The sequence below is a fragment of the Catenuloplanes niger genome, assembly GCF_031458255.1.
GTDB classification, from domain to species: Bacteria; Actinomycetota; Actinomycetes; order Mycobacteriales; family Micromonosporaceae; genus Catenuloplanes; species Catenuloplanes niger.
In genome coordinates, this window is sequence record NZ_JAVDYC010000001.1 from 2,249,900 (window position 1) to 2,275,236 (window position 25,337).

Genomic DNA, 25,337 nt, shown 5'->3' on the forward strand with positions numbered 1-25,337 from the left:
CGGGCGACGTGCCCGGCGACGTGCGCCCGGCCGCCCAGGCCGGCGGGCCCGACCGTGGCCGTCGGCCCGGCTGGGACCAGGAGGCCGACTGGCAGCAGGCCCGCAGCGGTCGCCGTGACGTGCCGCGCGGCGACCAGCCGTGGCGCCGGCGCGAGGTGGTGCAGGACTGGAGCGAGCCGCTGCCCGCGGACGCCGGCTACGACGAGCGTGACGTGCCCGGCCGCGTTCCGGCCCGGCCCGGCGACCGCCCGGACCAGCCGGGACGTCCCCCGATGCACGACGCCGACCCGACCCGGCCCGCGCAGCCCGACGACGTGCGGAACAGCCGCCCCGGCGAACCTCGGCGGCCGGATCAGCCCGCCCCGCCGGTCGACCCGGCCGCCGGCGGCGACCCGTCGCGCCGCGGCGAGCGCACCTGGATCAAGCCGGGCCAGCGCGGTGTGCCGCGCCCCGACCCGTCCCGCCAGGACGAGCCCGCCTGGGCCGACGACCGTGGCCGCGAACCCGCCCGCGGCGACGAGGCCGCACGCCGGATGGAGCCCGGCCGTGGCACCGAACCGGCGCGGGCGGACGACCGTGGCAGCGAACCCGCTCGCCGCGACGAGGCCGCACGCCTGGGCGAGCCCGGCCGTGGCACCGAACCGGCGTGGGCGGACGAGCGCACCCGCGGCGACGAGGCCGCACGCCGGGTGGGGCCCGGCCGTGGCACCGAACCGGCGTGGACCGACGACCGCACGCGTGAACCCGCCAGCGGCGACGAGGCCGCGCGCCGGGGTGAGCCCGGCCGTGGGACGGAACCGTCCCGCCAGGACGAGCCCGCGTGGGCGGGCGACCGCACGCGCGAACCCGTCCGCGGCGACGGGCCGGAGCGTGGCCGGGAACCGGTGCGCGGCGACGAGCCCGGGCGCACCCGGGAACCGGTGCACGGTGACGAAGCCGCACGGCGGGGTGAGCCCGGCCGCGATGACCAGCCGATGGCGCCGGTGGTGCCGATCCGCCGTGAGACGGAACGCCGTGACGAACCGCGGCGCGAGCGGGAGCCGGCCGCGGCGGCCTGGGATCCGGCCGCCGCCGATGTCGCCCCCACGGACCCCCGGATCCCGGGCGAGCCCGCACGCCGCGGCGCCGACCCGGGACGCCTCGCGCCCGTGGCGGCCGAGACCGCGACCGGCTTCGACGACCCGGAGCGGTCCGGCGGCCGGCGACCGGACATGCCCGGTCCGGGGCAGCGTCCCGGCTGGGACGGCGACCGGGGACGGCCGACCGGTCAGCCGGTGGCACCCGCCGCGTCGGCGGTCGGACCGGCGGCACCGCCGCGCCCGGGATACGCGGACGGCCCAGGAAGCTCCGGCGGACACGTGCGCCCCGGCGTGGCGCGCCCGGACACGCCCGGACGGGCTGAGCCGGTCCGGGGCGGCGGTTCGGTGCCGCCGCCGTCCGGACCACCACGGCCGGGCCAGACGCCGCCTGGCGGCCCGTGGGGGCCGCAGGATCGTCCGGTCAGTCCCGCCGCCTCGGCTCCGCGCGGGCCCGGCGCGCCGGTGCGTCCGGGACCGCTGGATCCGGCGTGGGCGGACCCCACGGACCCGACGCGGCAGCTCGGCGACCCGTCCGAGCAGTCCCGCCGCCTCGGCGGCGGCCCCGACCCGTCGCGGCCGGTCAGCGCGGCCCCGTTCGACCGGACCCAGCCGATCAGCGGCGCGTCGTTCGACCGGACCCAGCCGATCAACGGCGGACCCGGCCGCACCCGTCCGGACGACGGAATCGGCCCGGCGCGCCCGGCCAGCGGCACGCCCTACGACCGGACGCAGCCGGTCAGCGACGCGTCGTTCGAGCGCACGCAGCCGATCAACGGCGGACCCGGCCGGAAGCGGCCGGACGACGACGGCTTCGGCCCGGCGCAGCCGATCAGCGGGGCGCCCTACGACCGGGACCAGCCGGTCAGCGGCATCCCGGCGGACCGGACCCAGCCGATCGACGGCGGCTTCGACCGGGCGCGGCCGACCAGCGGTGCGCCGGACCAGGGGTGGTCGGCCGGCAACGCGCCCGCCGGCGGTGGGCGGCCGGCCAGCGACGTGCCGTACGGACAGGAGTGGGCGCCGGGGGCGTCCGCACCGACCAGCGGTGCGCCCTACGGTCCGGCACGCCCGGGGCCGGCGCCGGAACCGCAGCGGCCGGCCGCCGGGCCGCCTCGTGGGCAGGAGTGGGCGCCGGGAGCGACGCCGCCGGGCGGGCGGGCTCCGCAGGAACGGCCGCGGCCGGACGCGGGGACCGGGGCGCAGCGGCCGGTCAGCGGCGTGCCCTACGGGCAGGAGTGGGCACCGGAGGCGAGCCGGCCGGTCAGCGGAACACCCTACGGTCAGGCGCGACCGGGGACGAGCCGCGAGCAGGTCCAGCCGGTCAGCGGCGTGCCGGTCAGCGGTATGCCGGTCGACCCGCACACCGGTGCACCCGCCGATCCGCGCGGCGTCGACCCACGCACCGGCGCACCCGTCGATCCACGCGGTATCGACCCACGCGGCGTCGACCCACGCACCGGCGCACCCGCCGACCCACGCGGTATCGACCCACGCACCGGCGCACCCGTCGATTCGCGCGGTGCCGCGACCGAGGGCCGGCACGGTGGCGTGCCGGCGGAGCCGGCCGGGCCGCGGACCAGCGGGGCGTTCCCGCAGGTGCGCCCGGTCGTGCCGGTCATGCCCGGTCAGGGGCAGGACGAGCGCGGACCGCGGCCGGAACAGCCGGCGGCACGGGACCGGCAGCAACCGCAGAACGGGCCGGACACGCGCCCGGTCAGCGCCGCGCCCTACACCCGGGACCAGCCGGTCAGCGCGGCGCCGTACACGCAGGACCAGCCGGTCAGCGCCGCGCCTGACACGCAGGACCAGCCGGTCAGCGCCGCGACCAACGTGCCGGACCGGCCGGTCAGCGCGGCGCCCTATCAGGGCGACCGGACCTTCCAGGACACCCGTGGTGGGCCGGCCGGTGCCGTGTCCGGGCAGGGTGGACCGCAGGAGGCGGGTTCCGCGGACGCCGGTTACCGGCGGCCGGGTGGGTCTGTGCAGCCGCCGCCGGTCGACCCGTCGCCCTACGACCTCCGCCCGCAGCAGCCGACGCAACGGGAGCGGCCGCGAGACGCGCAGCTACCGGCAACGCAGACGCCGGCCGCGCAGACGTCCGCAGCACAGCCACCAGCAGCGCAGACGTCGGCGGCGCAACCGGTAGGCGAGCAGTCGCGGCCGGGTGAGGTGCGCGAGGGGGTCGAGGCGCCCGCCGTACCGGCTGATGCGCGTCCTTCGCTCGGTGAGCTGCTCAAGGCGAGCGGTGTCGAGACACGATCGGTGCCGGCGGCGGCCGAGGAGCCGGCGGGGAAGCCGGACGCGCCGGCGCGCCCGGATTCCGGCTGGTTCGGTTCGTCCGCCAAGCCGGCCGAGCCGAAGGCCGCGGACCCGCGGCCGGACGAGAAGACGGCGGACGAGGCGCGGACGTCCGCGCCGGAGCCCACTCCGCCGGCAACCGCGCCGCCGGAGGCCACAACGCCGCCGGAAGCCACCCCGGCGGAAGCCACCCCGACCGCGACCACACCGACCGCGGCCCCGACGGAGGCGGCCACGACGACGGAAGACGCCGCACCGGCGGTGGACGCGGTGCAGCCGGACGGCGACGACATGCCCGCCGAGGGTGTGGAGCCGACCGTCACGGCCAGTCCGGACACGGTGCTGCCGGCACCGGCCGGGCCGGCCGCCGGCGCGGCCACCGCGCTGCGCGCGCCCACGATGATCACGCCGATCGTCAGCCCGGACGAGACCACCGGCCCGGACGACGTGCCACCGGACGGCGAGCCGGAGGCGGCCGCGCCGGTCGAGGAGGAGCCGCAGCGGCCGGCCGATCCGGAGCAGGTGCTGGCGACCTACCACTGGCGGTTCCACCACGAGACGCTGCGCGAGCTGGTCGACGACCCGGACGAGCTGCGGCAGGTACGCGAGCGGCTGACCGAGAAGCTGGCCGGCGCCACCGACAACGCCACCCGGGCCCGGCTGCTGAGCCTGCGCGCGGTCGTGTCCCGGATCCTCGGTGATCTCGGCCCGGCGCTGCACGACGGCCGGATGGGCCTGGAGCACGCGGAGCTGACCGGTCACTTCCGGCGGATCGCGATCGCGCAGGCGCGGCTGGCGCACGTGCTGCAGTGGCGCGGCGACTTCATCGAGGCGGACCGGTTGTTCGCGGAGGCGAACTCGTCGGAGCTGCCGGACCGGCTGCGCGCCACGATGCACGAGCACGCCGGGCGGTCCGCGTACGACCAGGGCCGGTTCATGGAGGCGCTGCACCACTTCGAGCGCGCGCTGGAGCTGCGCAAGGTCGAGGACCCGGAGCTGATCTCGCGTACCGAGCTGGCGCTGGACGCCGTGTTCGCGAAGGTGGCGGCGAACGGCTGGGGTCCGTACCCGCGGAGTGAGGACGAGATCCGGCAGGTGCACCGGTCGCCGCAGCCGATGTTCTCCGAGCGGGTGCAGCGCTGGGGTTTCGCGGACTCCGACGACGAGCCGGTGATCGCGGCGTCCTACGCGGACGTGCAGCCGTTCCGGGACGGCGTCGCGTGGGTGCGGCGGCCGGAGGCGCAGCACTGGGAGCTGATCGACGAGTCGGGTGAGCTGCTGATCCCGGCGGACGCGGGTTACTACGGCGTGGGCTCGTTCTCGGACGGGCTGGCCTGGGTGTCCCGGGACGGCAACGGTGGCTGGGTCGCGATCGACAAGACCAACAAGGTCGTGATCGGCCAGCCGTACGAGGACGTGCGCCCGTTCCGGCGGGGCATCGCGGCGGTCCGGCGGAAGAGCGGCTGGGGCGCGGTGGACACGTCCGGGACCGTGGTGGTGCCGACGCAGTACAGCGGGTTCGCGACCGCGCTGACGGACGGCCGGTACGTGGACGGCTTCACCGACGAGGGCCTGGCGATCGTGGACCTGAACGGCCGCAAGGGCGTGGTGGACCGGTCCGGCACCGTGGTGGTGGCGCCCACCTACCCGGCGATGGTGATCCACCCGGTGGCGTTCCTGATCGGCGCCGGTGCGGGCACCGGCCGGTGGGGTGCGGTGGACCGCCGCGGCGAGCCGCTGATCGACCCGGTGCACGCGTCCCGGGCGGACGTGATGGACGAGATCGATCGCCTGCTCGCGGACACGAAACCGGTTCTGTAGACGAAGGACCGGCCCGGAGAAGCGGACGGCAAACCGGGCCGGCTCCCCTCACCATAGGCCCCGAAGCACAAGGGAAGCTCGGGAAACTGGATAGGGTCGGCCCATGGAATATCGTCACCTCGGCCGTTCCGGCCTGCTGGTCAGTGAGATCTCCTACGGCAACTGGATCACCCACGGCTCCCAGGTGGAGGAGGACGCGGCGGTCGCCTGTGTGCGCGCCGCGCTGGAGGTGGGGATCAGCACGTTCGACACCGCGGACGCCTACGCGGGCGGCCGTGCCGAGGAGGTGCTCGGCCGCGCGCTGAGGGGTGAGCGCCGGGAGAGCGTGGAGATCCTCACCAAGGTCTTCTGGCGCACCGGTCCGGGCCCGAACGAGAGCGGTCTCTCCCGCAAGCACATCCGTGAGTCGATCGACGCCTCGCTGCGCCGGTTGCAGACCGACCACGTGGACGTCCTGCAGGCCCACCGGTACGACTTCCACACGCCGCTGGAGGAGACGATGTCCGCGTTCGCGGACGTGGTGCACTCCGGCAAGGCGCACTACATCGGCGTCTCCGAGTGGACTGCGGACCAGCTGCGCGCCGGGCACTCGCTCGCCAAGGAGCTGCGCGTCGGCCTGGTCTCGAACCAGCCGCAGTACTCGGCGCTGCACCGGGTCATCGAGGCGCAGGTGGTGCCGGCGTCGCAGGAGCTGGGGATCAGTCAGATCGTCTTCTCACCGATCGCGCAGGGTGCGCTGACCGGCAAGTACCTGCCGGGTCAGGCGCCGCCGGCCGGTTCCCGGGCCACGGACGAGTCCGGCGCGAAGACGATCGCCCGGTTCATGAACGACGAGACGCTCACCGCCGTGCAGCGCCTGAAGCCGCTGGCCGAGTCGGCCGGGCTGAGCATGGCGCAGCTCGCGCTGGCGTGGGTGCTGCAGAACCGGAACGTGGCGAGCGCGATCATCGGCGCGACCCGGCCGGAGCAGGTGCACGACAACGCGAGGGCGGCCGGGGTGCGGCTGGAGGACGACCTGCTCAAGCAGATCGACGAGGCGCTCGGCGACCTGCCGGAGCGCGACCCGGCGAAGACGCAGTCGCCGGCGAACCGGCCCTAGCGAGCCGACCCAGAAGCCGCGCGGGTACGGCGTACCCGCGCGGCTTCTCGGTGGTTCTGGATCAGTTCGCCGGGTAGTTCCAGAAGCGCAGCAGCGCGAAGCCGTCACCGTAGAGGTAGGACGGCATGCCGATCAGGTCGCCGAGCGTGAAGACGACGTCGAAGAACGCGCCGCCGATCGTCGGGTTCCACAGCAGCGCGAACAGCATGATGAAGCCGAACGGGGCGATCACGTCCCAGGTGCGCTTCCACGAGAACGGCAGCCAGGGCCGGGCGATGTTGCCGCCGTCCAGGCCCGGCACCGGGATCAGGTTCAGCACGGCCGCGGTGAGCTGCAGGAACCCGAGCAGCGCGAGGCCCGCCCAGAACTCGGTGTGCGTCTCGCCGGTCACGCCGAACACGAACGGCAGCGCCAGCACGATCGCGAGGACCAGGTTCGTCGCCGGGCCGGCCAGGCTGACCAGCGACGACCGGAGCCGGCTGCGCAGCGCGCCGTGGTTGACCCAGACCGCGCCGCCGGGCAGGCCGATGCCGCCGAGCACCACCACGATCACCGGCAGCACGATCGACAGCAGCGGGTGGCTGTACTTCAACGGGTTCAGCGTCAGGTAGCCGCGGTGTGCCGCGTCGACGTCGCCGGACCGGAACGCGACCAGCGCGTGCGCGTACTCGTGCAGGCACAGCGAGATCAGCCAGCCGGTGACCACCAGCAGGAACACGTCGAACGCGACGTTGCCGAAGCCGGTCCACGCCATCGCGCCGGCCGTCACGAACAGCGCGACCAGCCCGAGGAAGATCGGGCTGGGCCGGAACGCCTCCTTCGGCACCCCCATGACGAGGTTGCCGCCACCGATCCGGTCGCTCACTCCCGCGGCGCCAGACTCATCGTGTATTCCACCCGGTCGTCCTCGACCAGCACGACCGAAGCGACGCCGGTGCCCTGCAGCTCACGCCAGGTCTGCCCGATCCACGACTCCGCGTCGGCCTGGCTGGGGAACGCCTCCGAAGGGCCCTCCACCGGCTTGCCGTCCGAGTCCTCGTAGCGCCAGTTCCACGGCATGCGTGTCTCCCCTCTACGGCCCCGGCCACCGCACCGGCCACCCCTGACCGGATCGACGGCCTGTCCCGCTAAGCCTAGTCGGCTGGCCCGGCTGACCGCGCACAGCGGATCGCTCTAAGGTACGGGCTATGTCCGTTGACGGGTGGAACACCCTTCTCGTGCTCGGCGGCATCCGATCCGGCAAGTCGGAGTTCGCCGAGTCGCTCGTGTCCGGCGCGACCAGCTTGCGCTACCTCGCCACGTCCGCGTCCCCCTCCGAAGAAGACCCGGAGTGGCAGGAGCGCATCGCCGCGCACCGCGACCGCCGGCCCGAGACCTGGGAGACGGAGGAGACGGCCGCGGACCCGGGACGGCTGATCGCCACGCTGACCGAGGCGAAGCCGGACGAGACGCTGCTCGTCGACGACCTGGGCGGCTGGGTCGGCGTGCTGCTCGACCCGGCGTACCAGCCGTCGGACGACGGCAAGACCATTCAAGAACTCGCCGCGGCGGTACGGGGATGCGCCGCGCGACTGGTGCTGGTCAGCCCCGAGGTCGGGCTGTCGCTGGTGCCGGCCACCACGCTGGGGCGCGCGTTCGCGGACGCGCTCGGCACCGTGAACCAGGCCGTGGCCGCCGCGGTGGACGCGGTGGTCCTGGTGGTGGCCGGTCAGCCGACGTGGCTGAAGGAGGCCCCGCCGGCGCTGGCGCCGTCCTCGGCACCGGCCGCCGCGCCGGTGCAGGTGCTGGCGGACGTGCCGGCGCCGATCGTGCTGCCCGAGGTGATCACGCCGGTCGCCGCGCCGCCGGCACCCGCCGCGGCCGCTCCGGCGCCGGCCTCCCCGGCCGCGGCCGCTCCGGCGTCGGCCGCTCCGGCGTCGGCCGCTCCGGCGTCGGCCGCTCCGGCGTCGGCCGCTCCGGCCGCGGACGCGCTGCGCGGGCCGACGCAGGCGCTGCCGATGGTGCGCACCGGGCTGGTCATCCAGCCCAACATGGAGCTGCCGCTGCCCGACGAGGAGACCGGCCCGGCCGCGCTCGACCGGCTGGCCACGCTGGACATCGCCGGCACCGGCCTCGGCGAGCTGGCCGGCGTGGTCCGGTTCGCCGCCGCCACCCAGGGCACCGACACGCCCCGCCCCTGGCAGTCCGTCCGGGTGCTGCTGGTCCAGGGCGACCACGCCGGTGGCGCGTCCGCGGGCACGCCGGCCGGCGAGTCCGGCCGGCGCACCGCGCAGGCCCGCCTCGGCGTCGGCGCGCTCGCCCAGCTCACCGCGGCCGCCGGCGCCACGCTCCAGATCGTGGACGCGCCGGCCGCCGCGGCCGTCGAGGACGGTCCCGCGCTCACGCTCGACGAGGTCGACGACGCGCTCCGGCTCGGCTGGCGGCTCGCCGAGGAGGCCGCGGAGAACGGCGCCGACCTGCTCGTCATCGCCGCGGGCGGGGACGGCGCCCCGGCCGCCGCGGCCGCGGTGCTGGCCGCGACCGCCGGCGCCGAGCCGTCCGCCGTGCTGCCGCCGGTGCGCACGCCCGAGGGCGACTTCGACGACAACGCGTGGATGGCCCGGTGCGCCGCGGTCCGGGACGCCATGCAGCGGGTACGCAAGGGCTCCCGCGAGGCCAAGGACATCCTGGCCGAGGTCGGCGGCGGCGACGTCGCGGTGGTGACCGGCATCCTGCTCGGTGCGACCGCCCGCCGCACCCCGGTGCTCCTCGACGGACCGATCGGCGTGGCCGCCGCCCTGGTCAGCCGCGACCTGGCCGGCCAGGCCCGGCACTGGTGCCTGCTCCCCGACCACGGCGGCGACCCGGCCGTGAAGCTCGGCGCGGACGTCCTCGGCCTGACCCCGGTCCTGAACATGCGCCTCGGCCTGGGCGAGGGCACGACCGCGCTGGCCGCGCTGCCGCTGCTGCGCTCCGCGATCGCGCTCGCCGCGTCCATCCCGCCGCGCACCGACCCGTCGTCCACCCCGGACGCGACGGGCCCCGCCACCGGGACGTCCTGGCCGGCGGACGGCCTGGACGCCGCGGACGCCGCCGGTGCCGCGTCGGCCGGTGCCGCCGGGCTGCTGGCCGAGGCCGCGGTCTCCGCGTCCACCACCACGGCCGTCTCCACCAGTGACGACTCCGCCGGCGGCGGCACCGACACCGGCGACGACTCGGCCGTGGCGCTCGCCAGCGCGGTCGGTGTGGTGGCCGGCGAGCCGGCCGGTGACCGGGCCGACGGCATCGGCGCCGGTGACACGTACGCCGGCTCGCGCGACACGACGACCGTCATCACCGGCACCGGCACCGGCGGCCCGGACGCCGACACGACCACCGTCATCGGCCGCACCGGCGGCTCGGACGCCGACACCACCACCGTCATCGGCGGCGCCGGGGGGTCGGACGCGGACGCGACGGCCGTCATCCGGCTTCCCGGCTCCGGGGACGCGGGCTCGGCGGGCGGCGACGCGGGCACCGGCGCGTATCCGGCATCGACGGCCGCTCCGGCGCCGGACGACGCGGAGGACGAGGCCGAGCGCACCGCCGTCCTCTCCGTGGTGCCGCCGGCCGGCGCGCCGGACACGGGGCTCCGGGTGCCGGCCACGGACGACCCGGAGGCCACCACCGTCATCCCCACCGGGAGCGGGCCCGCCCGCGCCGAGGAGAACGAGGACTCCAACTCCTGGCTGCCCGGATTCGGCAACCCGCGTCGGTCCGACGACCCGGACGCCCCGGCCACCCGCTGACCCGTTGCCCACCTCGGACACCGGCCCGCCGCCCGGGCCCGCCCCGGATCACTCCGGCGGCGGGCCCGGCGCACCCGGCACCCCGCCCGCGGACCGCTCCACCACCGGCGCACCGGCCACGGCAGAGCCGGCCACGGTGGAGCCGGCCACGGTGGAGCCGGCCACGGTGGAGCCGGCCACGGTGGAGCCGGCCACGGTGGAGCCGGCCACGGTGGAGCCGGCCGGGCGGTGGACGGTGCTGCTGGACGGTCTGCGGCTGGCGTCGACCACGCTCACGGTCGTACCGGCGCGGGTGGGGATCGTCGACCGCCGCACCGCCGCCGTCGCCATGTCGGCCGCGCCCCTGATCGGCGTCCCGCTCGGCGCGCTGCTCGCGGCCGCGCTGATCCTGCTCGGCGCCGCCGGCGCGCCCGCGCTGCTGGCCGCGGCCGTCACGCTCGGCGCCGGCACGCTGCTGACCCGCGCGCTGCACCTGGACGGCCTGGCCGACACCGTCGACGCGCTCGGCTCCTACCGCGCGGGCGAGGCCGGGCTGGCCGTGATGAAGAAGCCGGACATCGGCCCGTTCGGCGTCGCCGCGCTGGTCCTCACGCTGCTCGTGCAGACCGCGGCGCTGACCTCGCTGCACGGCGCCGCGCCCACGGCCGTGGCCGCCACCGTGATCACCGCCTGGGTCACCGGCCGCCTGGCGATCTCCTGGGCCTGCCGCCGCGGCCTGCCCGCCGCCCGGCCCACCGGCCTCGGCGCGCTGGTCGCCGACACGGTCCCGGCGCCGGTGCTGGCCGCCACCACCGCCGCCACCGCGGCGATCTCGCTCGCCGCGGTCCCCGCCCGTCCCTGGCAGGGCCCGCTGTCGGTGTTCCTGGCCCTGGCCGCCACGCTGCTCCTGGTCCGCCAGTGCCGGCGCCGGTTCGGCGGCATCACCGGCGACGTCCTCGGCGCGTCCCTCGAGCTCGCCACCACCGTCGCCCTGATCACGCTCGCGCTCCGCTGACCCGCCGGCCGACCGCGGCGGCGGTCGGGAACGGCACGGGTTGCGGAAAGCACGGCGGAACCGGGCCCGCCGGGCCGAGCACGGCGACGGTCAGGGACGGCACGGGTTCCCGGGAGCGCGGCGGAGCCGGGGGCGCCCGGCGGACCGGAGTGGTGGTCGGCTGCGGCGCGGGGTTTCCGGGAGTGCCGCGGGACCGGCTCCGGCCGGCGGACCGCAGCGGAGCGCCAGCGGAGTCGGAGGGGAGCCGGAGGTTTGCCCGCGGGAGCACGCCCGGAGCGGCCACGCCGGAAGCGGGAACATCGGTATCGATCCGGTGGTGCCGGCCCACGCCGAGTCGCGGGCCGGCACCGTGGGTCAGCGCACCGAGGTGGTGACGAACGGCGGCTTGACGATGGTCATCGGGGTGCGGCGGCCGCGGATGTCGACGTGGACGGTGTCGCCGAGCGAGGTGCCGGGGACCGTGTCGAGGAGCGCGAGCGCGATGCCGACCTTGCGGGTCGGGGAGAACGTGCCGCTGGTGACCTCGCCGACCAGCGCGTCGCCCGCGTAGACCTGCATGTGGGCGCGCGGGATGCCGCGGCCCTGCGCCTCCAGGCCGACCAGGACGCGGCGCGGGCCGGCCTCCTTCTCGGCGAGCAGCACGTCGCGGCCCCAGAACGCGGGCTTGGTCCAGCCGACGGCCCAGCCGGAGCGGGCCTGGACCGGGGTGATCTCCATGGAGAGGTCCTGGCCGTGCAGCGGGTAGCCCATCTCCGTGCGGAGCGTGTCGCGGGCGCCGAGACCGCACGGCTTGAGCGTGGGGTCGGCGTCGAAGAGCGCGTCCCAGACCGCGGTCGCGGACGCGGACGGGACGACCAGCTCGTAGCCGATCTCGCCGGTGTAGCCGGTGCGGCAGACGATGACGTCCGCGCCGGCCAGCGTGGCGGTGGCGAAGCTCATGTACTGGTGGCCGGTGTCCAGGCCGAGCTTGGCCAGCAGCGCGGGCGACGCCGGGCCCTGGACCGCGAGCACCGCGTACGCGTCGTGCTCGTTGGTCACGGTGACGCCGGCCGGTGCCGCCTCGGTGAGCCGGCGCACGACCTCGGTGGTGTTGGCCGCGTTCGGGATCAGGAAGACGTGCTCGTCGCCGTGCAGGTAGGCGATGATGTCGTCGACCACGCCGCCGGTCGCGTCGTCGCAGCACAGCGTGTACTGCGCGCGGCCGGGGCCGATCCGGCCCAGGTCGTTGCTCAGGCACGCGTTGACGAACGCGGCGGCGCCGGGCCCGGTGACGCGGGCCTTGCCGAGGTGGGACACGTCGAAGACGCCAACGTTCTCGCGGACCGCGGTGTGCTCGGCGATGACGCCACCGTCCGCGTACTCCAGAGGCATCTCCCAGCCTCCGAACGGCGCGAACTTCGCACCCCGGGAGACGTGCCGGTCGTGCAGGGGAGATCTCTTCATGGGTGGCAACTTACCGCCAACCGGCCCGCTGGTTAGCATCGGCGGGACATGATGTTGTCCAGCGGGTACACCTCGCAGACGACCACACCGCCGGATGCGCACCAGCATGCGGCCCACAAGTCGGAGTAGCCGAGTGACTCAGCCCAATCCCTCCTTGCACCTGGTGGACAGCGACCCCGCCGAGCTTGCCGTCGATGCCGTCGTGATCGGCGTGCACAGCCGCGACGACGAGCCGTCCGGTCTGCTGATCGCCAGTGGCGCGGAGAGCGTCACGGCCGCGTTCGACGGCCGGCTGGCGGAGACGCTGCGGCTGCTCGGTGCCAGCGGCGCCGCCGGCGAGGTGACCAAGATCGCAACGCTGGGCACGGTGACCGCGCCGGTCGTCGCGGCCGTCGGCCTGGGCCCGGAGCCGGCCGGTGCCGCGCCGGAGCCGGAGGTGCTGCGCCGCGCGGCCGGCACCGCGGTCCGCGCGCTGGCCGGTGCCGGCACGGTGGCGCTGGCGCTGCCGCTGCCGGACGACGCGGACGGTCCGGCCGCGCTGAGCGCGGTGGCCGAGGGCGCGGTCCTCGGGTCGTACCGGTTCGCCGGCTACAAGACGAAGCCGCAGCCGGGCCGCCGGGAGCCGGTCGGGACCGTGCAGGTCGTGGTGGCCGACGCGGCCGACGCCGGTCTGGTCGCGGCTCTGGCGCGGGCGTCCGCGGTGGCGGCCTCGGTGGTGCGCACCCGCGACTGGGTGAACACCGCGCCGAACGAGCTGCGGCCGCCGCAGTTCGCCGAGCAGGTCGCGGCCGCGGGCCGGGAGGCCGGGCTCGAGGTCGAGGTGCTCGACGAGAACGCGCTGGCCGAGGGCGGGTACGGCGGCATCATCGCGGTCGGCCAGGGCTCGGAGGCCCCGCCCCGCCTGGTGAAGCTGAGCTACACGCCGGAGAACCCGGTCGACGGCGCGAAGCGGGTGGCGCTGGTCGGCAAGGGCATCACGTTCGACACCGGCGGCGTCTCGATCAAGCCGGCCGCGGGCATGTGGGAGATGAAGTCCGACATGGCCGGCGCGGCCGCGGTCGCCGCCACGCTGCTGGCGGTGGCGGCGCTGAAGCCGGGCGTGCCGGTGACCGGCTACCTGGCGATCGCGGAGAACATGCCGTCCGGGTCCGCGTACCGGCCGGGCGACGTGATCACCATGTTCAACGGCAAGCGCGTCGAGGTGCTGAACACGGACGCCGAGGGCCGCATGGTGCTCGGCGACGCGATGGCGCGGGCCTGCGCGGACGGCACCGACTACCTGTTCGAGACGTCCACGCTGACCGGTGGCCAGGTGATCGCGCTGGGCAAGCGGATCGCGGGCGTGATGGGCACGCCGGAGCTGCTGGAGCGGGTCAGGACCGCGGGCGAGCTGGTCGGCGAGCCGGCCTGGCCGATGCCGCTGCCGGACGACGTGCGCAAGGGCATGGACTCCGACGTCGCGGACATCTCGCAGGTCAACGCGGGGATGGACCGGGCCGGGCACATGCTGCAGGGCGGCGTGTTCCTGCGCGAGTTCGTCACCGAGGACGTGGCCTGGGCGCACATCGACATCGCGGGCCCGAGCTTCCACACCGGCGAGGCGACCGGTTACTGGACCAAGGGTGGCACCGGCGTGCCGGTGCGCACGCTGGTCGCGCTGATCGACGACGTGGTCGCGAACGGCTGACCCGCCGACGCGAATCCGGGCGTCCCCCGCACGGGGCGCCCGGATCGGCGGTAGATTTCGTTACGAGGACGCGCGCTTGCGGCGCTCGTTGAAATCGCGCATGCGCTGCGGATAGCCGACCAGCTGAATGTCGTACACCGGGATCGCCATCTTGTGCGCGAACCGGCGTGCGCCTTCCGGCGAGTCGACGCGCCGGCGGGTCCACTCGCCGTCGTGGGCTATCAGGATGACCGTGGTCTCGGTCACGGTCGTCTTCGGCTCGATGAAGACCTCGACACCGGTTCGCGAGGTAACGAAAGCCGTGAGGTGTTCCAGGGCCTCGTTGTGCGCCGCGCGGGCGACCGAGCCTCCACTCGCCTTCTTCTGCCGCCTGAACCAGGCCACCGTGTTCGTCCCCCATATCCGCGACCGTCACGGCAAGGGTACTGCTACGGGACGTGTTCCTGGGCACCTCCCTACGCGGGCCCCTTCCACAAGTGACAGGATGGGCACGGCACCATGCACGTTACGACAGTGTGACCGTCGTATGCAGCGACGCGACTTGGGAGTTGACTGTGAGCCAGCCGAACGGCGAAACCTTCGACATCGTCATTCTCGGCGCCGGCAGTGGTGGCTACGCCACGGCGCTCCGCGCGGTCCAGCTGGGCCTGACCGTGGCCCTGGTGGAGAAGGACAAGCTGGGCGGCACCTGCCTGCACGTCGGCTGCATCCCGACGAAGGCGCTGCTGCACGCGGCCGAGGTCGCGGACGAGACGCGCGAGTCCGCGCAGTTCGGCGTGAAGGCCGAGTTCCACGGCATCGACATGGCCGGCGTCAACTCGTACAAGGACGGTGTCATCTCCCGTCTGTACAAGGGCCTGTCCGGCATGCTGAACGGCAACAAGTCGATCACCGTGATCGAGGGCGAGGGCAAGCTCGTCGCGCCGAACACGGTCGAGGTGAACGGCAACCGCTACGTCGGCCGCAACGTCGTGCTGGCCTCCGGGTCGTTCTCCCGCAGCCTGCCGGGTCTGGACGTGGACGGCGAGAAGATCATCACCAGCGAGCACGCGCTGAAGCTGGACCGCGTGCCCAAGTCGGTGATCGTGCTCGGTGGCGGCGTGATCGGCGTCGAGTTCGCCAGCGTGTGGAGCTCGTTCGGCGCGGACGTCACCATCATCGAGGCGCTGCCCCGCCTGGTCGCCGCGGAGGACGCGGAGGTCTCCAAGGCGGTCGAGCGCGCGTTCCGCAAGCGGAAGATCAACTTCAAGGTCGGCAAGCCGTTCGAGAAGGTCGAGAAGACCGAGAACGGCGTGCGCGCCACCATCCAGGGCGGCGAGGTCGTCGAGGCCGAGCTGCTGCTGGTCGCCGTCGGCCGCGGCCCGCGCACCCAGGGCCTGGGCTACGAGGAGCAGGGCATCAAGATGGAGCGCGGCTTCGTCCTCACCGACGAGCGCCTGCGCACCAACGTGCCGAACGTGTTCGCCGTCGGCGACATCGTGCCCGGCCTGCAGCTCGCGCACCGCGGCTTCCAGCAGGGCATCTTCGTCGCCGAGGAGATCGCGGGCCAGAACCCGGCCGTCATCGACGAGCTCGGCATCCCGCGCGTCACCTACTCCAACCCGGAGATCGCGTCCGTCGGCCTGACCGAGGCGAAGGCCCGCGAGCAGTACGGCGACAAGGTGAAGACCTACAACTACAACCTGGGCGGCAACGGCAAGAGCCAGATCCTCAAGACCACCGGCTTCATCAAGCTGGTCGGCGTGGAGGACGGCCCGGTCGTCGGCGTCCACATGGTCGGTGCGCGCGTCGGTGAGCTGATCGGTGAGGCGCAGCTGATCTACAACTGGGAGGCGTTCCCGGGCGAGGTGGCTCAGCTCGTCCACGCCCACCCCACCCAGAACGAGGCGCTGGGCGAGGCACACCTGGCCCTGGCGGGCAAGCCGCTGCACGCACACGCCTGATTGTGAACATACCGTTGCGGTTGCTTGTTAAGGAGTCTTGAGACATGCCGGTATCGGTCACCATGCCCCGGCTCGGCGAGAGCGTCACCGAGGGCACCGTCACGCGCTGGCTGAAGCAGGTCGGCGACACGGTCGAGGCGGACGAGCCGCTGCTCGAGGTCTCCACCGACAAGGTCGACACCGAGATCCCGTCCCCCGCGTCCGGCGTGCTGACCAGCATCCTGGTGAACGAGGACGAGACCGCCGAGGTCGGCAGTGAGCTGGCGGTCATCGGTGGCGAGGGTGACGCCCCCGCCGCCGCACCGGCCCCGGACGCCGGGCAGCAGGACGTGGACGACGCGGCCGTCGAGGCGCGCACCGAGCAGTCCACCTCGGCGGACACCCCGGAGAACCTGGAGACCCCGGCGCCGTCGTCGGCCTCCGGCTCGGACTCCGGCTCCGGTGCGAGCTCCGGCTCGGGCGACGCCGAGGGCACGGTCGTGACGATGCCCGCGCTGGGCGAGAGCGTCACCGAGGGTACGGTCACCCGCTGGCTCAAGGAGGTCGGCGACACGGTCGAGGTCGACGAGCCGCTGCTCGAGGTCTCCACCGACAAGGTCGACACCGAGATCCCGTCGCCGGCCGCCGGCACGCTGCTGGAGATCAAGGTCCAGCAGGACGACACCGCGGAGGTCGGTGCGGCGCTGGCCGTGATCGGCGCCGCCGGTGGTGCCGCGCCGAAGGCGGAGAAGGCCCCGGAGCCCGGCCCGGCCGCGCCGGCCGCCGAGTCCTACGCGACGCCGTCCCCGGCCGCCGAGGCCCCCGCGTCCGCACCGAAGCAGGCCGAGGCGCCCAAGGCGGAGGCCCCGAAGGCGGAGACCGCCACGCCGGCCGAGGCGCCGAAGCCGGTGCCGGCCGACAAGCCCGCCACCGTGGCGACCGCCGAGTCCAACGGCGCGCCGGTCGAGAACGAGGCCGCGTACGTGACGCCGCTGGTCCGCAAGCTGGCCGCGGAGCACGACGTCGACCTCGGCTCGCTGACCGGCACCGGCGTCGGTGGCCGCATCCGCAAGCAGGACGTGCTCGACGCCGCGGAGAAGGCGAAGGCGGCCGCCGCCAAGCCGGCCCCCGCCGCCGCACCGGCCGCGGCCCCGGCCCCGGCCGCGCAGAGCAAGGCCAAGCCGGCGCCGAGCCCGCTGCGTGGCCGCACCGAGAAGATGACCCGGACCCGCGCGACGATCGCGAAGCGCATGGTCGAGTCGCTGCAGATCTCGGCGCAGCTCACCACCGTGGTCGAGGTCGACATGACCAAGGTCGCGAAGCTGCGGGCCCAGGTGAAGGACGCGTTCCAGCAGCGGCACGGCGTGAAGCTGTCGTTCATGCCGTTCCTGGCGCTGGCCACGGTCGAGGCGCTGCAGCAGCACCCGGTCGTGAACTCGCGGATCGACCAGGAGGCCGGCACGGTCACCTACTTCGACGCCGAGCACCTGGCGATCGCGGTGGACACGCCGAAGGGCCTGATCGTCCCGGTGATCAAGGACGCGGGCGACCTGAACCTGGGTGGCCTGGCCAAGCGCATCGCGGACGTGGCCGAGCGCACCCGCAACAACAAGATCGGTCCGGACGAGATCTCGGGCGGCACGTTCACGCTGACCAACACGGGCAGCCGGGGCGCGCTCTTCGACACGCCGATCATCAACCAGCCGCAGGTCGGCATCCTCGGCACCGGCGCGATCGTCAAGCGCGCCGTGGTCGTGGACGACCCGGAGCTGGGCGAGATCATCGTGCCGCGCTCCATGATGTACCTGGCGCTCTCCTACGACCACCGGATCGTGGACGGCGCGGACGCGGCCCGCTTCCTCACCACCATGAAGGAGCGGCTGGAGGCCGGCCACTTCGAGGGCGAACTCGGCCTGTAAAAGATCGCTTCTGAGGGCGAATCCCGGCCGCGCCGGGGTTCGCCCTCGATCTTTTCCGGGAAAGATGTACCCATGAGGATTCTGCTGGCGGGGGCGTCAGGCTTCTTGGGTACGGCACTGCGCGAGCGCCTGCGGGCCGACGGGCACGATCTGCGGCAGCTGGTCCGGCGCACACCGGAGAACGGCGACCAGATCCCGTGGAAGCCCTCGTCCGGCCACCTCGACCCGGCCGCGCTGCGCGGCGTGGACGCCGTGATCAACCTGGCCGGTGCCAGCATCGGCGGTCAGCGCTGGACCAACTCCTACAAGCGCAAGCTGCGCAGCAGCCGGGTGGACACCACCGCCACGTTGGCCCGCGCGATCGCCTCGCTGCCGGCGGACGAGCGGCCGAAGGTCCTCCTGAACGGCTCCGCGAAGGGCTGGTACGGCGACACCGGCGACACCCCGGTCGAGGAGGACGCGCCGCCCGGTGACGGTTTCCTGTCGGATCTGTGCCGGGTCTGGGAGGCCGCGGCCCGGCCGGCCGAGGACGCCGGCGTCCGGGTGGTCTACCTGCGCTCCGGGCTGCCGCTGGACAAGCGCGGCGGCCTGCTGCAGCCGCTGGTGCTGCTGTTCAAGGCCGGGCTCGGCGGGCGGATCGGCAGCGGCCGGCAGTACATCCCGTGGATGTCGCTGGCCGACTGGGTGGGCGCGACCGTGTTCCTGCTGGAACGCGACGACATCGCCGGGCCGGTCAACATGAACGCGCCGGCCCCGGCCACGAACGCGGAGTTCACCAAGGAGCTGGCCGCGGCGCTGCACCGGCCGGCGATCGTGCCGGTGCCGGGGTTCGTCATCCAGACCGTGCTGGGCGAGTTCTCCACGGAGATCCTGACCGGCACCCGGTCGCTGCCGGGCGTGCTGAACCGGGCCGGCTATCCGTGGCTCCACCCGACGCTGCCGGCCGCGATCAGAGCGGCGCTGTAGGCGCCGGCACCGCCCGCACGGCCGGTTCCGGCACCGGGCGCCGGAGGCCGGAGATCAGGTCGCGGACCGCGTCGAGCGGGCCGGCCGCCTCGACGAAGAGCAGCGTGCGGCGTACCCCCGGAAGGTCCTCGACGGTCTCGTGGATCCGGCGCAGCCGGGCCGCGTAGGCACCCAGGTCACGATGCGCCGGCGGCGAACCGTCGATGCGGACGTAGTCGCGGGTGCGCTCCAGCAGCGACTCCAGCAGCGGCGCCGGCCCGGGAGCCAGGTGGACCGAGGCATGGTCGGCGCGCGCGGGATCGTGGCCGTGCGCGACCGCCACCGCGTCCCAGTGCGCCAGCATGTCCCGCTTCTCGGCGACGTCCGCGTGCATGCCGAGCAGCAGCGACAGTCCGCGTCGCGCCGCGACCTCCACGGTGGCCGGCGAGGTGGCCGCGACCCAGACCGGCATGGCCGCCCGCGGCGACACCGTAACCTCGCGGAAGCGGAAGAGACCGGAATCGGAGCCGACCCGGTACGCGCCGGAGAGCCACGAGCGGAGCAGGTCCAGCGACTCCGGGAAGCCGTGGTCGCGCCGGGGCAGCCCGGTGCCGAACACCTCCAGGTCCACCCACGGGCCGCCGCGCGCCACGCCGAGCCGGAACCGCCCGCCGGAGAGCTCGTGCAGCAGCGCCGCCTCCTCGCCCAGTGCCACCGGGTGGCGGGCCGGCAGCACGCACGCGGCCGTGCCGATCTCGATCCGGCGGGTGACGCCGAGCGCGTGCCCGGCCGCCACGGTCGCGGACGGCAGCGTGCCGTACGCGGTGAAGTGGTGCTCGGCCAGCCACACGTCGTCCAGCCCGGCGTCCTCGGCCGCGCGCGCCAGCGGTGGGATCGAGGCGGGCCCGTGCGCGCCGAGCAGGAAGAGGCCGAGCCGCCGGCGGACCGGCGACCCGGCATCGGGTGGAACCATCAGCAGTCGCGCAGCTCGGGGCTCTGGTTGGCGATCTGCGCGGTCGGCGAGATGAACCGCTGGTACGTCTCGCCGCCGACCGCCGAGAGCTTGAACGCGGCGACCCGGTGGCAGTTCTGGAACGCGAGCTTCACGCCGAAGTGACGCTCCAGCCCACCGCGGATGGCGTCGCTGGCGAGCGCGCGCAGCAGCTGGCCGCGCTCCTGCTCGCTGGGCGGCGGCACCGCGTGGTCCTCGAACTCGCCGTCGCCCGCGGCGGAGCGGGACGCCACCTCGGAGACGATCATCCAGGCGTACGGCAGGGACTGGCGCACGACGTCGACGAACTCGGCGTCGTTGACGACCTCGCCACGCTCGACCCGGTCGAGCAGGGCGGTGGGTACGTCGAGGGACATACGGTTCTCCTCACGTGTTGCCCGTGGATCAATTACCCACGGGAGTCTATTAACTCCGGAGAGCTACGTCGATGCCTGCGGGATTGATAATGAAATCCGGATCGATCTGCTCCGTGAGATCCGCGCCCACCCGGTCGCTGGCCCACGCCGCGGCGTTGCGCCGGTGGAACTCCGCGGCCTGCCGCGCGTAGGTCGCCCAGTCCTTGCCGCACGCGTCCACCCGGGCCCGCATGTCGGCCAGCACCGCGCGGTTCGCCGGCTCGAGCGCGTCGATCGGCTGGAACCGACCGCGCTCCGCCGCCTTCACGAACGCGGACCGGCCGATCCAGCCGGCCAGGTCGTCGCCGACCTCGGCGCGCAGGAACTCCACGTCGGACTCGTCGTCGACCTTGTTGCCGATCACCTTCACCCGCACGCCGAAGTCCCGGGCGTAGCCGGTGTACTGCCGGTAGACGCCCACGCTGCGTACGGTCGGCTCGCAGACCAGGAACGTCAGGTCGAAGCGGGTGAACAGGCCGGACGCGAACGAGTCCGCGCCCGCGGTCATGTCCACCACCGCGTACTCGCCGGGACCGTCCGCCAGGTGGTTGAGCAGCAGCTCCACCGCGCCGACCTTGGAGTGGTAGCAGGCCACGCCCAGGTCCTCGGACGCGAACGGGCCGGTCACCGCGAGCCGCACGCCGTTGACGTCGCGGACCAGCGCGTCATAGAGCGGGTTCGGCCGGTCGACGCCGATCAGCCGGGAGCCACGGCCGGGCGGCGTGGTCTTGACCATGGAGGCCGCGTCCGCGATGCGCGGGTTGTCGCCGCGCAGGTACTCCTTGATCTCGCCGAGGTGGTCGCCGAGCGCGGGCAGCAGCACCGCCTCGTCGTCCGTGGCGCCGAGGGCCGCGGCCAGGTGCTGGTTGATGTCGGCGTCCAGCGCGAGCACCGGGGCGCCGGCGGCGGCCAGGTGGCGCGCGAAGAGCCCGGCGAGCGTGGTCTTACCGCTGCCGCCCTTACCGACAAAAGCAACTTTCACGAAATTTCCCCTACACGACGTTGTGCACGATGTACCTCCTAAATTGGTAGTCATTTTCAATAGCTACGTCAAGCGGGCGGTCACCCGACCGTGGCCCGCGCCCCCTCGGACGCGGGCCATGGCCTCACGGCGTCAGGCGGTGCCGGTCCCGCGGGAACGCGCTGACCTCGCGCACGTTCGCGGCGCCGGTCAGCCGCGACACGAACCGCTCCAGCCCGATCGCGAACCCGCCGTGCGGCGGCATGCCGTACCGGAACGCCTCCAGGTAGGACGCGTACGGTGCCGGCGACTCGCCGCGCGCGGCCAGCGCGGCCACGTAGTCGTCGTACGCGTGCAGCCGCTGCCCGCCGGTGACCAGCTCCACGCCACGGAACAGCAGGTCGAAGCCGTTCGAGTAGCCCGGCGCGGACGGGTCCGGCGCGGTGTAGAACGGGCGCTTCGCCATCGGATAGCCGGTCACGAACACGAACTCCGACCCGTGCGCCGACCGCGCCCACTCCCCCAGCGCCCGCTCGTGCGCCGGCGCCAGGTCCGGCTCGTCCGGGTGCGCGCCGGCGATCCGCAGCGCCTCCGGGAACGCCACGGCCGGGATCTCCGCCGGCACCGCGGGCAGCCCCGGCACGGCGACCCGCGCCCGTACCGTCTCGATCATGGCGTGCAGCGCGCCGCGGAGCACCGCCATCACGTCCCGGTGGTCGCGGACGAAGCCCAGCTCCGCGTCGAGCGACGTGTACTGCGCCAGGTGCCGCGCGGTGTCGTGCGGCTCGGCCCGGAACACCGGCCCGACCTCGTAGACCCGCTCGAACACGCCGACCATCATCTGCTTGTAGAACTGCGGCGACTGCGCCAGATAGGCCCGGCGCCCGAAGTAGTCGATGCCGAACACGGTCGCCCCGGACTCCGTCGACGACACCACGATCTTCGGCGTGTGCACCTCGACGAACCGCTCCGCGTCCAGCGCGGCACGGAACCCGGCGACCGCCGCCGCGCTCACCCGCAGCGCCGCCGCGCGGCGCGGATGCCGCAGCGACAGTGCCGCCCGGTCCAGCAGCGTCGGCAACGTCGCGTCGAGCTCGGGGCGATGAAGAGCGAAGTCCGTGGGTACGGCGAGCGGGCTGAGGGTCCGGAGGAGCGGCTCGACCAGCTCCGCGCCACCGGGGGCGACCGGGTTCGCGGCCACCCGGCCGGTCACCTCCACCGCGGTCCCCTCGGTCAGCCGTTCCAGCCGCGCCCGGTCCGACGGCTCGGTGACCACCACCTGGGCCAGGCCGGACGCGTCCCGTACCACCAGGAACGCCACGGATTTGAACAGTCGCCGCCGGTGGACCCAGCCCTGGATCGTGACGGTCGCGCCGGCCTGCGTGGCCAGCCGTTCGGTAAGGATGCGTTGCACCTGGGCACCTCCTCGATCGCTTCGCAACGCGATCCCGGCACCCCGCGGCGGTCGCCACGGGGCAGGTGCGGGCGAGCGGGTCCTCGCGGTGCCACCACACCTTCACGCGGTCCCTGGACGGGATCGCGCCTCGTTCGGGCCCGGTGACGGGGGCCGGCCGGCGGGTTCTACTGCGCCCGGAGGCGGTTCTTCCCGCGGCTCGTGGAGGGTCTTCACGCCCCGGCGCACGACCGCCTTCCCAGCTTCCGGCGGCTCTCTCGGCACGTGCGGCCCGGCGCGCCACTCGTCTCCGTCAGCGCCGTTGCCGGTGACGGTAGCGCCGGCCGTACCGTGCCGACAGCTGATTTTTTCTGTGCGCTTTTATGGTTTTCTGTGCGCTATTTTTCGGCCCTGAGCCGCGGAAGCGAAGATTGCCATTGGGTAACCGGTTGTTTGCCGTTTGTGGTGAGCGCCGTCACACGCTATCGGGCGTGAGCCACGTCGCGGTGGACCTGTGAGGGCCCAATGCCCGGCGTAGGCTGACTTTCGTGACGATCGAGCGCTCCGTGCCGCCGACGGCGACCGCGATTCCCAGCAGCAGCCACCCCGCCCCCGAGGGCCGGCGGATGTTGCGCATCGAAGCGCGCAACGCGAGCACGCCGATCGAACGCAAACCACCGTGGATCAAGGTCAAGGCCAAGATGGGCCCTGAGTACACGGAGCTGCGTGGCCTCGTCTCGCGCGAGGGCCTGCACACCGTGTGCCAGGAGGCCGGCTGTCCCAACATCTACGAGTGCTGGGAGGACCGGGAGGCCACGTTCCTCATCGGTGGCGACCAGTGCACCCGGCGGTGCGACTTCTGCCAGATCGACACCGGCAAGCCCGCCGAGTTCGACGCGGACGAGCCGCGCCGGGTCGGTGAGTCCGTCGCCACCATGGGCCTGCGGTACGCGACCGTCACCGGCGTGGCCCGCGACGACCTGCCGGACGGCGGCGCCTGGCTCTACGCCGAGACGGTCCGCCAGATCCACAAGCTCCAGCCGGGCTGCGGCGTCGAGCTGCTGATCCCCGACTTCAACGCGAACCCGGAGCAGCTCGCCGAGGTCTTCGACTCCCGGCCCGAGGTGCTCGCGCACAACGTGGAGACCGTGCCGCGCATCTTCAAGCGCATCCGGCCGGCGTTCCGCTACGAGCGCTCGCTCGACGTGATCACGCAGGCCCGCGCGGCCGGTCTGGTCACCAAGTCCAACCTGATCCTGGGGCTGGGCGAGGAGCGCGAGGAGGTCAGCCAGGCGCTGCGCGACCTGCACGAGGCCGGCTGCGAGCTGATCACCATCACGCAGTACCTGCGGCCGACGCCGCGGCACCACCCGGTCGAGCGCTGGGTCAAGCCGGAGGAGTTCATCGAGCTGCAGGCCGAGGCCGAGCGGATCGGGTTCGCCGGCGTGATGAGCGGGCCGCTGGTGCGCTCGTCGTACCGGGCCGGCCGGCTCTACAAGCAGGCGCTCGACGCCCGCTCCGCCGCCGTCGCCTGACCGTCCCGGCCGGGGCATGTCACCGGCCCACGGCGGCTCGCGTTCGCCCGGTCGTAGCGCTGCTCCCGGGCGCGGTTCGGGTGGTGCCGCCGGTTGTCGGGACGCCTCGGCGCCGCGTCAGTGTGCGACCACCGGACTGCGGGTGCCTATGACGTATCCGCTGGTCAGCGCGATCGCGAGGACACCGACCAGGATCAGTGCGGTGATCGCCAGGCCGCGGCCCTGCGCGCCGGTGCGGCGCATCCGGAACAGCGCGATCGGCGCGGTGACCAACGCGGCCGGCGCGAACACGATGGCCAGCACCAGCGAGACGATCGCCAGGTTGTCGTAGCCGACCGGGCGCGCGGTGGAGACGAAGTCGCGGCGCGGGTCGGCCTGACGCGGCGCCGACCACGTGCCGGACGCCGCCTCGTGCCGCGGCGCCTCCGGTTCCGACTCGAAACGGTGCTGCCCGTGCGGTGACGTCCGGTCGGCGGGGTCCGAGCGATCCCACTCGTCCGGCTCGTCGTCCGGCTCCTGCACGGGCGGCGACCGCCACGCCTTCGGCGGGCGCTGCGCGGAGGACGGTTGCCGGTGCGCGGAGGACGGTTGCCGGTGCGCGGAGGGCGGTTGCCGGTGCGCCGGTGGCGGGCCGGCGTCGGGCGGCTCGGGCGCCGGTGACGCGCCGACCAGCAGGACGGTGCGCCGGTACCGGTCGTACTCCCCGCGCAGCGCCGGATCGGAGAGCGTGTCGTAGGCGACGTTCAGCAGGGACTGCACGTTGTCGCTGCCGCCCACGTCCGCGTGATGCCGCCGGGACATGGCCCGCCAGGCACGCTTGATCTGTTGCGCGTCCGCGCCCTCGTCCAGGCCGAGCAACGCGTACGCGTCACGGCCGCCCAGCTCACGAAAGTCGCGGCTCATGGCGGGTCCGGCGGGGCTGCTGGCGTACAGGAAGCAGACAAAGCCCCTCCACGCGGCGTGAACCACTCCTTCCGGCCGAAGGAGTGGGTAACGCGAACGTTACCCAAGGCGATCCTAGATCGCCGTTCATCCACGCGGTCGGTTTCCCGTCGCATCGCGCCCGC

At 74.2% G+C, this 25,337-nt stretch carries 18 protein-coding genes; 9 read left to right on the forward strand and 9 right to left on the reverse strand.

Annotated features, from left to right (window positions below; all coding sequences use genetic code 11):
- The first annotated feature begins 8 nt into the window (after nucleotides 1–8).
- Nucleotides 9–5,198 (forward strand): WG repeat-containing protein, encoded by a 5,190-nt coding sequence (locus J2S44_RS09715; RefSeq protein ID WP_310410927.1) that lies wholly within the window; start codon nucleotides 9–11, stop codon nucleotides 5,196–5,198.
- Nucleotides 5,199–5,301: 103 nt separating this feature from the next.
- Nucleotides 5,302–6,297 (forward strand): aldo/keto reductase family protein, encoded by a 996-nt coding sequence (locus J2S44_RS09720; protein ID WP_310410932.1) that lies wholly within the window; start codon nucleotides 5,302–5,304, stop codon nucleotides 6,295–6,297.
- Nucleotides 6,298–6,358: 61 nt separating this feature from the next.
- Here J2S44_RS09720 and J2S44_RS09725 read toward each other — a convergent pair whose 3' ends face one another.
- Both J2S44_RS09725 and J2S44_RS09730 read right to left on the reverse strand, forming a co-directional pair.
- Nucleotides 6,359–7,129, reverse strand: a complete 771-nt coding sequence (locus tag J2S44_RS09725) for a site-2 protease family protein (protein ID WP_310429558.1) — start codon at nucleotides 7,127–7,129, stop codon at nucleotides 6,359–6,361.
- Between the two features lie 29 nt (nucleotides 7,130–7,158).
- The gene (locus J2S44_RS09730; RefSeq protein WP_310410936.1) at nucleotides 7,159–7,356 is read right to left on the reverse strand and encodes a hypothetical protein; all 198 of its coding nucleotides are present in this window, start codon (nucleotides 7,354–7,356) and stop codon (nucleotides 7,159–7,161) included.
- A 128-nt stretch (nucleotides 7,357–7,484) separates the two neighbouring features.
- On the opposite strand from J2S44_RS09730, the gene J2S44_RS09735 reads away from it, so the two are divergent.
- Both J2S44_RS09735 and J2S44_RS09740 read left to right on the forward strand, forming a co-directional pair.
- Complete coding sequence (locus J2S44_RS09735; protein WP_374727825.1) at nucleotides 7,485–10,064, forward strand: bifunctional adenosylcobinamide kinase/adenosylcobinamide-phosphate guanylyltransferase; 2,580 nt, start codon at nucleotides 7,485–7,487, stop codon at nucleotides 10,062–10,064.
- Between the two features lie 238 nt (nucleotides 10,065–10,302).
- Nucleotides 10,303–11,058: an adenosylcobinamide-GDP ribazoletransferase gene (locus tag J2S44_RS09740; RefSeq protein WP_310429560.1), complete on the forward strand. Its 756-nt coding sequence runs from the start codon at nucleotides 10,303–10,305 to the stop codon at nucleotides 11,056–11,058.
- Nucleotides 11,059–11,412: 354 nt separating this feature from the next.
- Here J2S44_RS09740 and gcvT read toward each other — a convergent pair whose 3' ends face one another.
- A complete protein-coding gene (gene gcvT / locus J2S44_RS09745) occupies nucleotides 11,413–12,501 on the reverse strand; it encodes a glycine cleavage system aminomethyltransferase GcvT (protein WP_374727826.1) in 1,089 nt (362 codons plus the stop codon).
- Nucleotides 12,502–12,607: 106 nt separating this feature from the next.
- Between gcvT and J2S44_RS09750 the strand changes: the two genes are divergently transcribed.
- Nucleotides 12,608–14,188 carry a leucyl aminopeptidase gene (locus tag J2S44_RS09750; protein WP_374727827.1) on the forward strand — a complete coding sequence of 527 codons (1,581 nt, stop codon included), beginning with the start codon at nucleotides 12,608–12,610 and terminating at the stop codon, nucleotides 14,186–14,188.
- Between the two features lie 60 nt (nucleotides 14,189–14,248).
- On the opposite strand, the gene J2S44_RS09755 is transcribed toward J2S44_RS09750, so the two are convergent.
- On the reverse strand, nucleotides 14,249–14,572 hold the full coding sequence (locus J2S44_RS09755; RefSeq protein WP_310410945.1) for a hypothetical protein: 324 nt from the start codon (nucleotides 14,570–14,572) through the stop codon (nucleotides 14,249–14,251).
- Between the two features lie 131 nt (nucleotides 14,573–14,703).
- On the opposite strand from J2S44_RS09755, the gene lpdA reads away from it, so the two are divergent.
- The 3 genes from lpdA (at nucleotide 14,704) to J2S44_RS09770 (ending at nucleotide 18,995) form a co-directional block, all read left to right on the forward strand.
- The gene (lpdA, locus tag J2S44_RS09760; protein WP_310410949.1) at nucleotides 14,704–16,131 is read left to right on the forward strand and encodes a dihydrolipoyl dehydrogenase; all 1,428 of its coding nucleotides are present in this window, start codon (nucleotides 14,704–14,706) and stop codon (nucleotides 16,129–16,131) included.
- A 44-nt stretch (nucleotides 16,132–16,175) separates the two neighbouring features.
- Nucleotides 16,176–18,029 carry a 2-oxoglutarate dehydrogenase, E2 component, dihydrolipoamide succinyltransferase gene (gene sucB / locus J2S44_RS09765; RefSeq protein WP_310410951.1) on the forward strand — a complete coding sequence of 618 codons (1,854 nt, stop codon included), beginning with the start codon at nucleotides 16,176–16,178 and terminating at the stop codon, nucleotides 18,027–18,029.
- A gap of 72 nt (nucleotides 18,030–18,101) precedes the next feature.
- Nucleotides 18,102–18,995 (forward strand): TIGR01777 family oxidoreductase, encoded by an 894-nt coding sequence (locus tag J2S44_RS09770; protein ID WP_310410954.1) that lies wholly within the window; start codon nucleotides 18,102–18,104, stop codon nucleotides 18,993–18,995.
- Here J2S44_RS09770 and J2S44_RS09775 read toward each other — a convergent pair.
- The 4 genes from J2S44_RS09775 to aspS form a co-directional block, all read right to left on the reverse strand.
- On the reverse strand, nucleotides 18,979–19,947 hold the full coding sequence (locus tag J2S44_RS09775; RefSeq protein WP_310410957.1) for an LLM class flavin-dependent oxidoreductase: 969 nt from the start codon (nucleotides 19,945–19,947) through the stop codon (nucleotides 18,979–18,981). The genes J2S44_RS09770 and J2S44_RS09775 overlap by 17 nt on opposite strands.
- Nucleotides 19,947–20,342 carry an SCO5389 family protein gene (locus tag J2S44_RS09780; RefSeq protein ID WP_310410960.1) on the reverse strand — a complete coding sequence of 132 codons (396 nt, stop codon included), beginning with the start codon at nucleotides 20,340–20,342 and terminating at the stop codon, nucleotides 19,947–19,949. Before J2S44_RS09780 ends, J2S44_RS09775 begins: the two co-directional genes overlap by 1 nt.
- Before the next feature lie 49 nt (nucleotides 20,343–20,391).
- On the reverse strand, nucleotides 20,392–21,363 hold the full coding sequence (locus J2S44_RS09785) for an ATP-binding protein (protein WP_310410963.1): 972 nt from the start codon (nucleotides 21,361–21,363) through the stop codon (nucleotides 20,392–20,394).
- A gap of 124 nt (nucleotides 21,364–21,487) precedes the next feature.
- Nucleotides 21,488–22,756 (reverse strand): aspartate--tRNA(Asn) ligase, encoded by a 1,269-nt coding sequence (aspS, locus tag J2S44_RS09790; protein ID WP_310410966.1) that lies wholly within the window; start codon nucleotides 22,754–22,756, stop codon nucleotides 21,488–21,490.
- Nucleotides 22,757–23,283: 527 nt separating this feature from the next.
- On the opposite strand from aspS, the gene lipA reads away from it, so the two are divergent.
- The gene (gene lipA, locus J2S44_RS09795) at nucleotides 23,284–24,270 is read left to right on the forward strand and encodes a lipoyl synthase (protein ID WP_310410968.1); all 987 of its coding nucleotides are present in this window, start codon (nucleotides 23,284–23,286) and stop codon (nucleotides 24,268–24,270) included.
- Between the two features lie 117 nt (nucleotides 24,271–24,387).
- Here the strand turns inward: lipA and J2S44_RS09800 are convergent, their stop codons facing one another.
- Entirely contained in the window at nucleotides 24,388–25,173 is a 786-nt protein-coding gene (locus tag J2S44_RS09800) for a DnaJ domain-containing protein (RefSeq protein ID WP_310410971.1), read from the reverse strand.
- Between the last annotated feature and the right edge of the window lie 164 nt (nucleotides 25,174–25,337).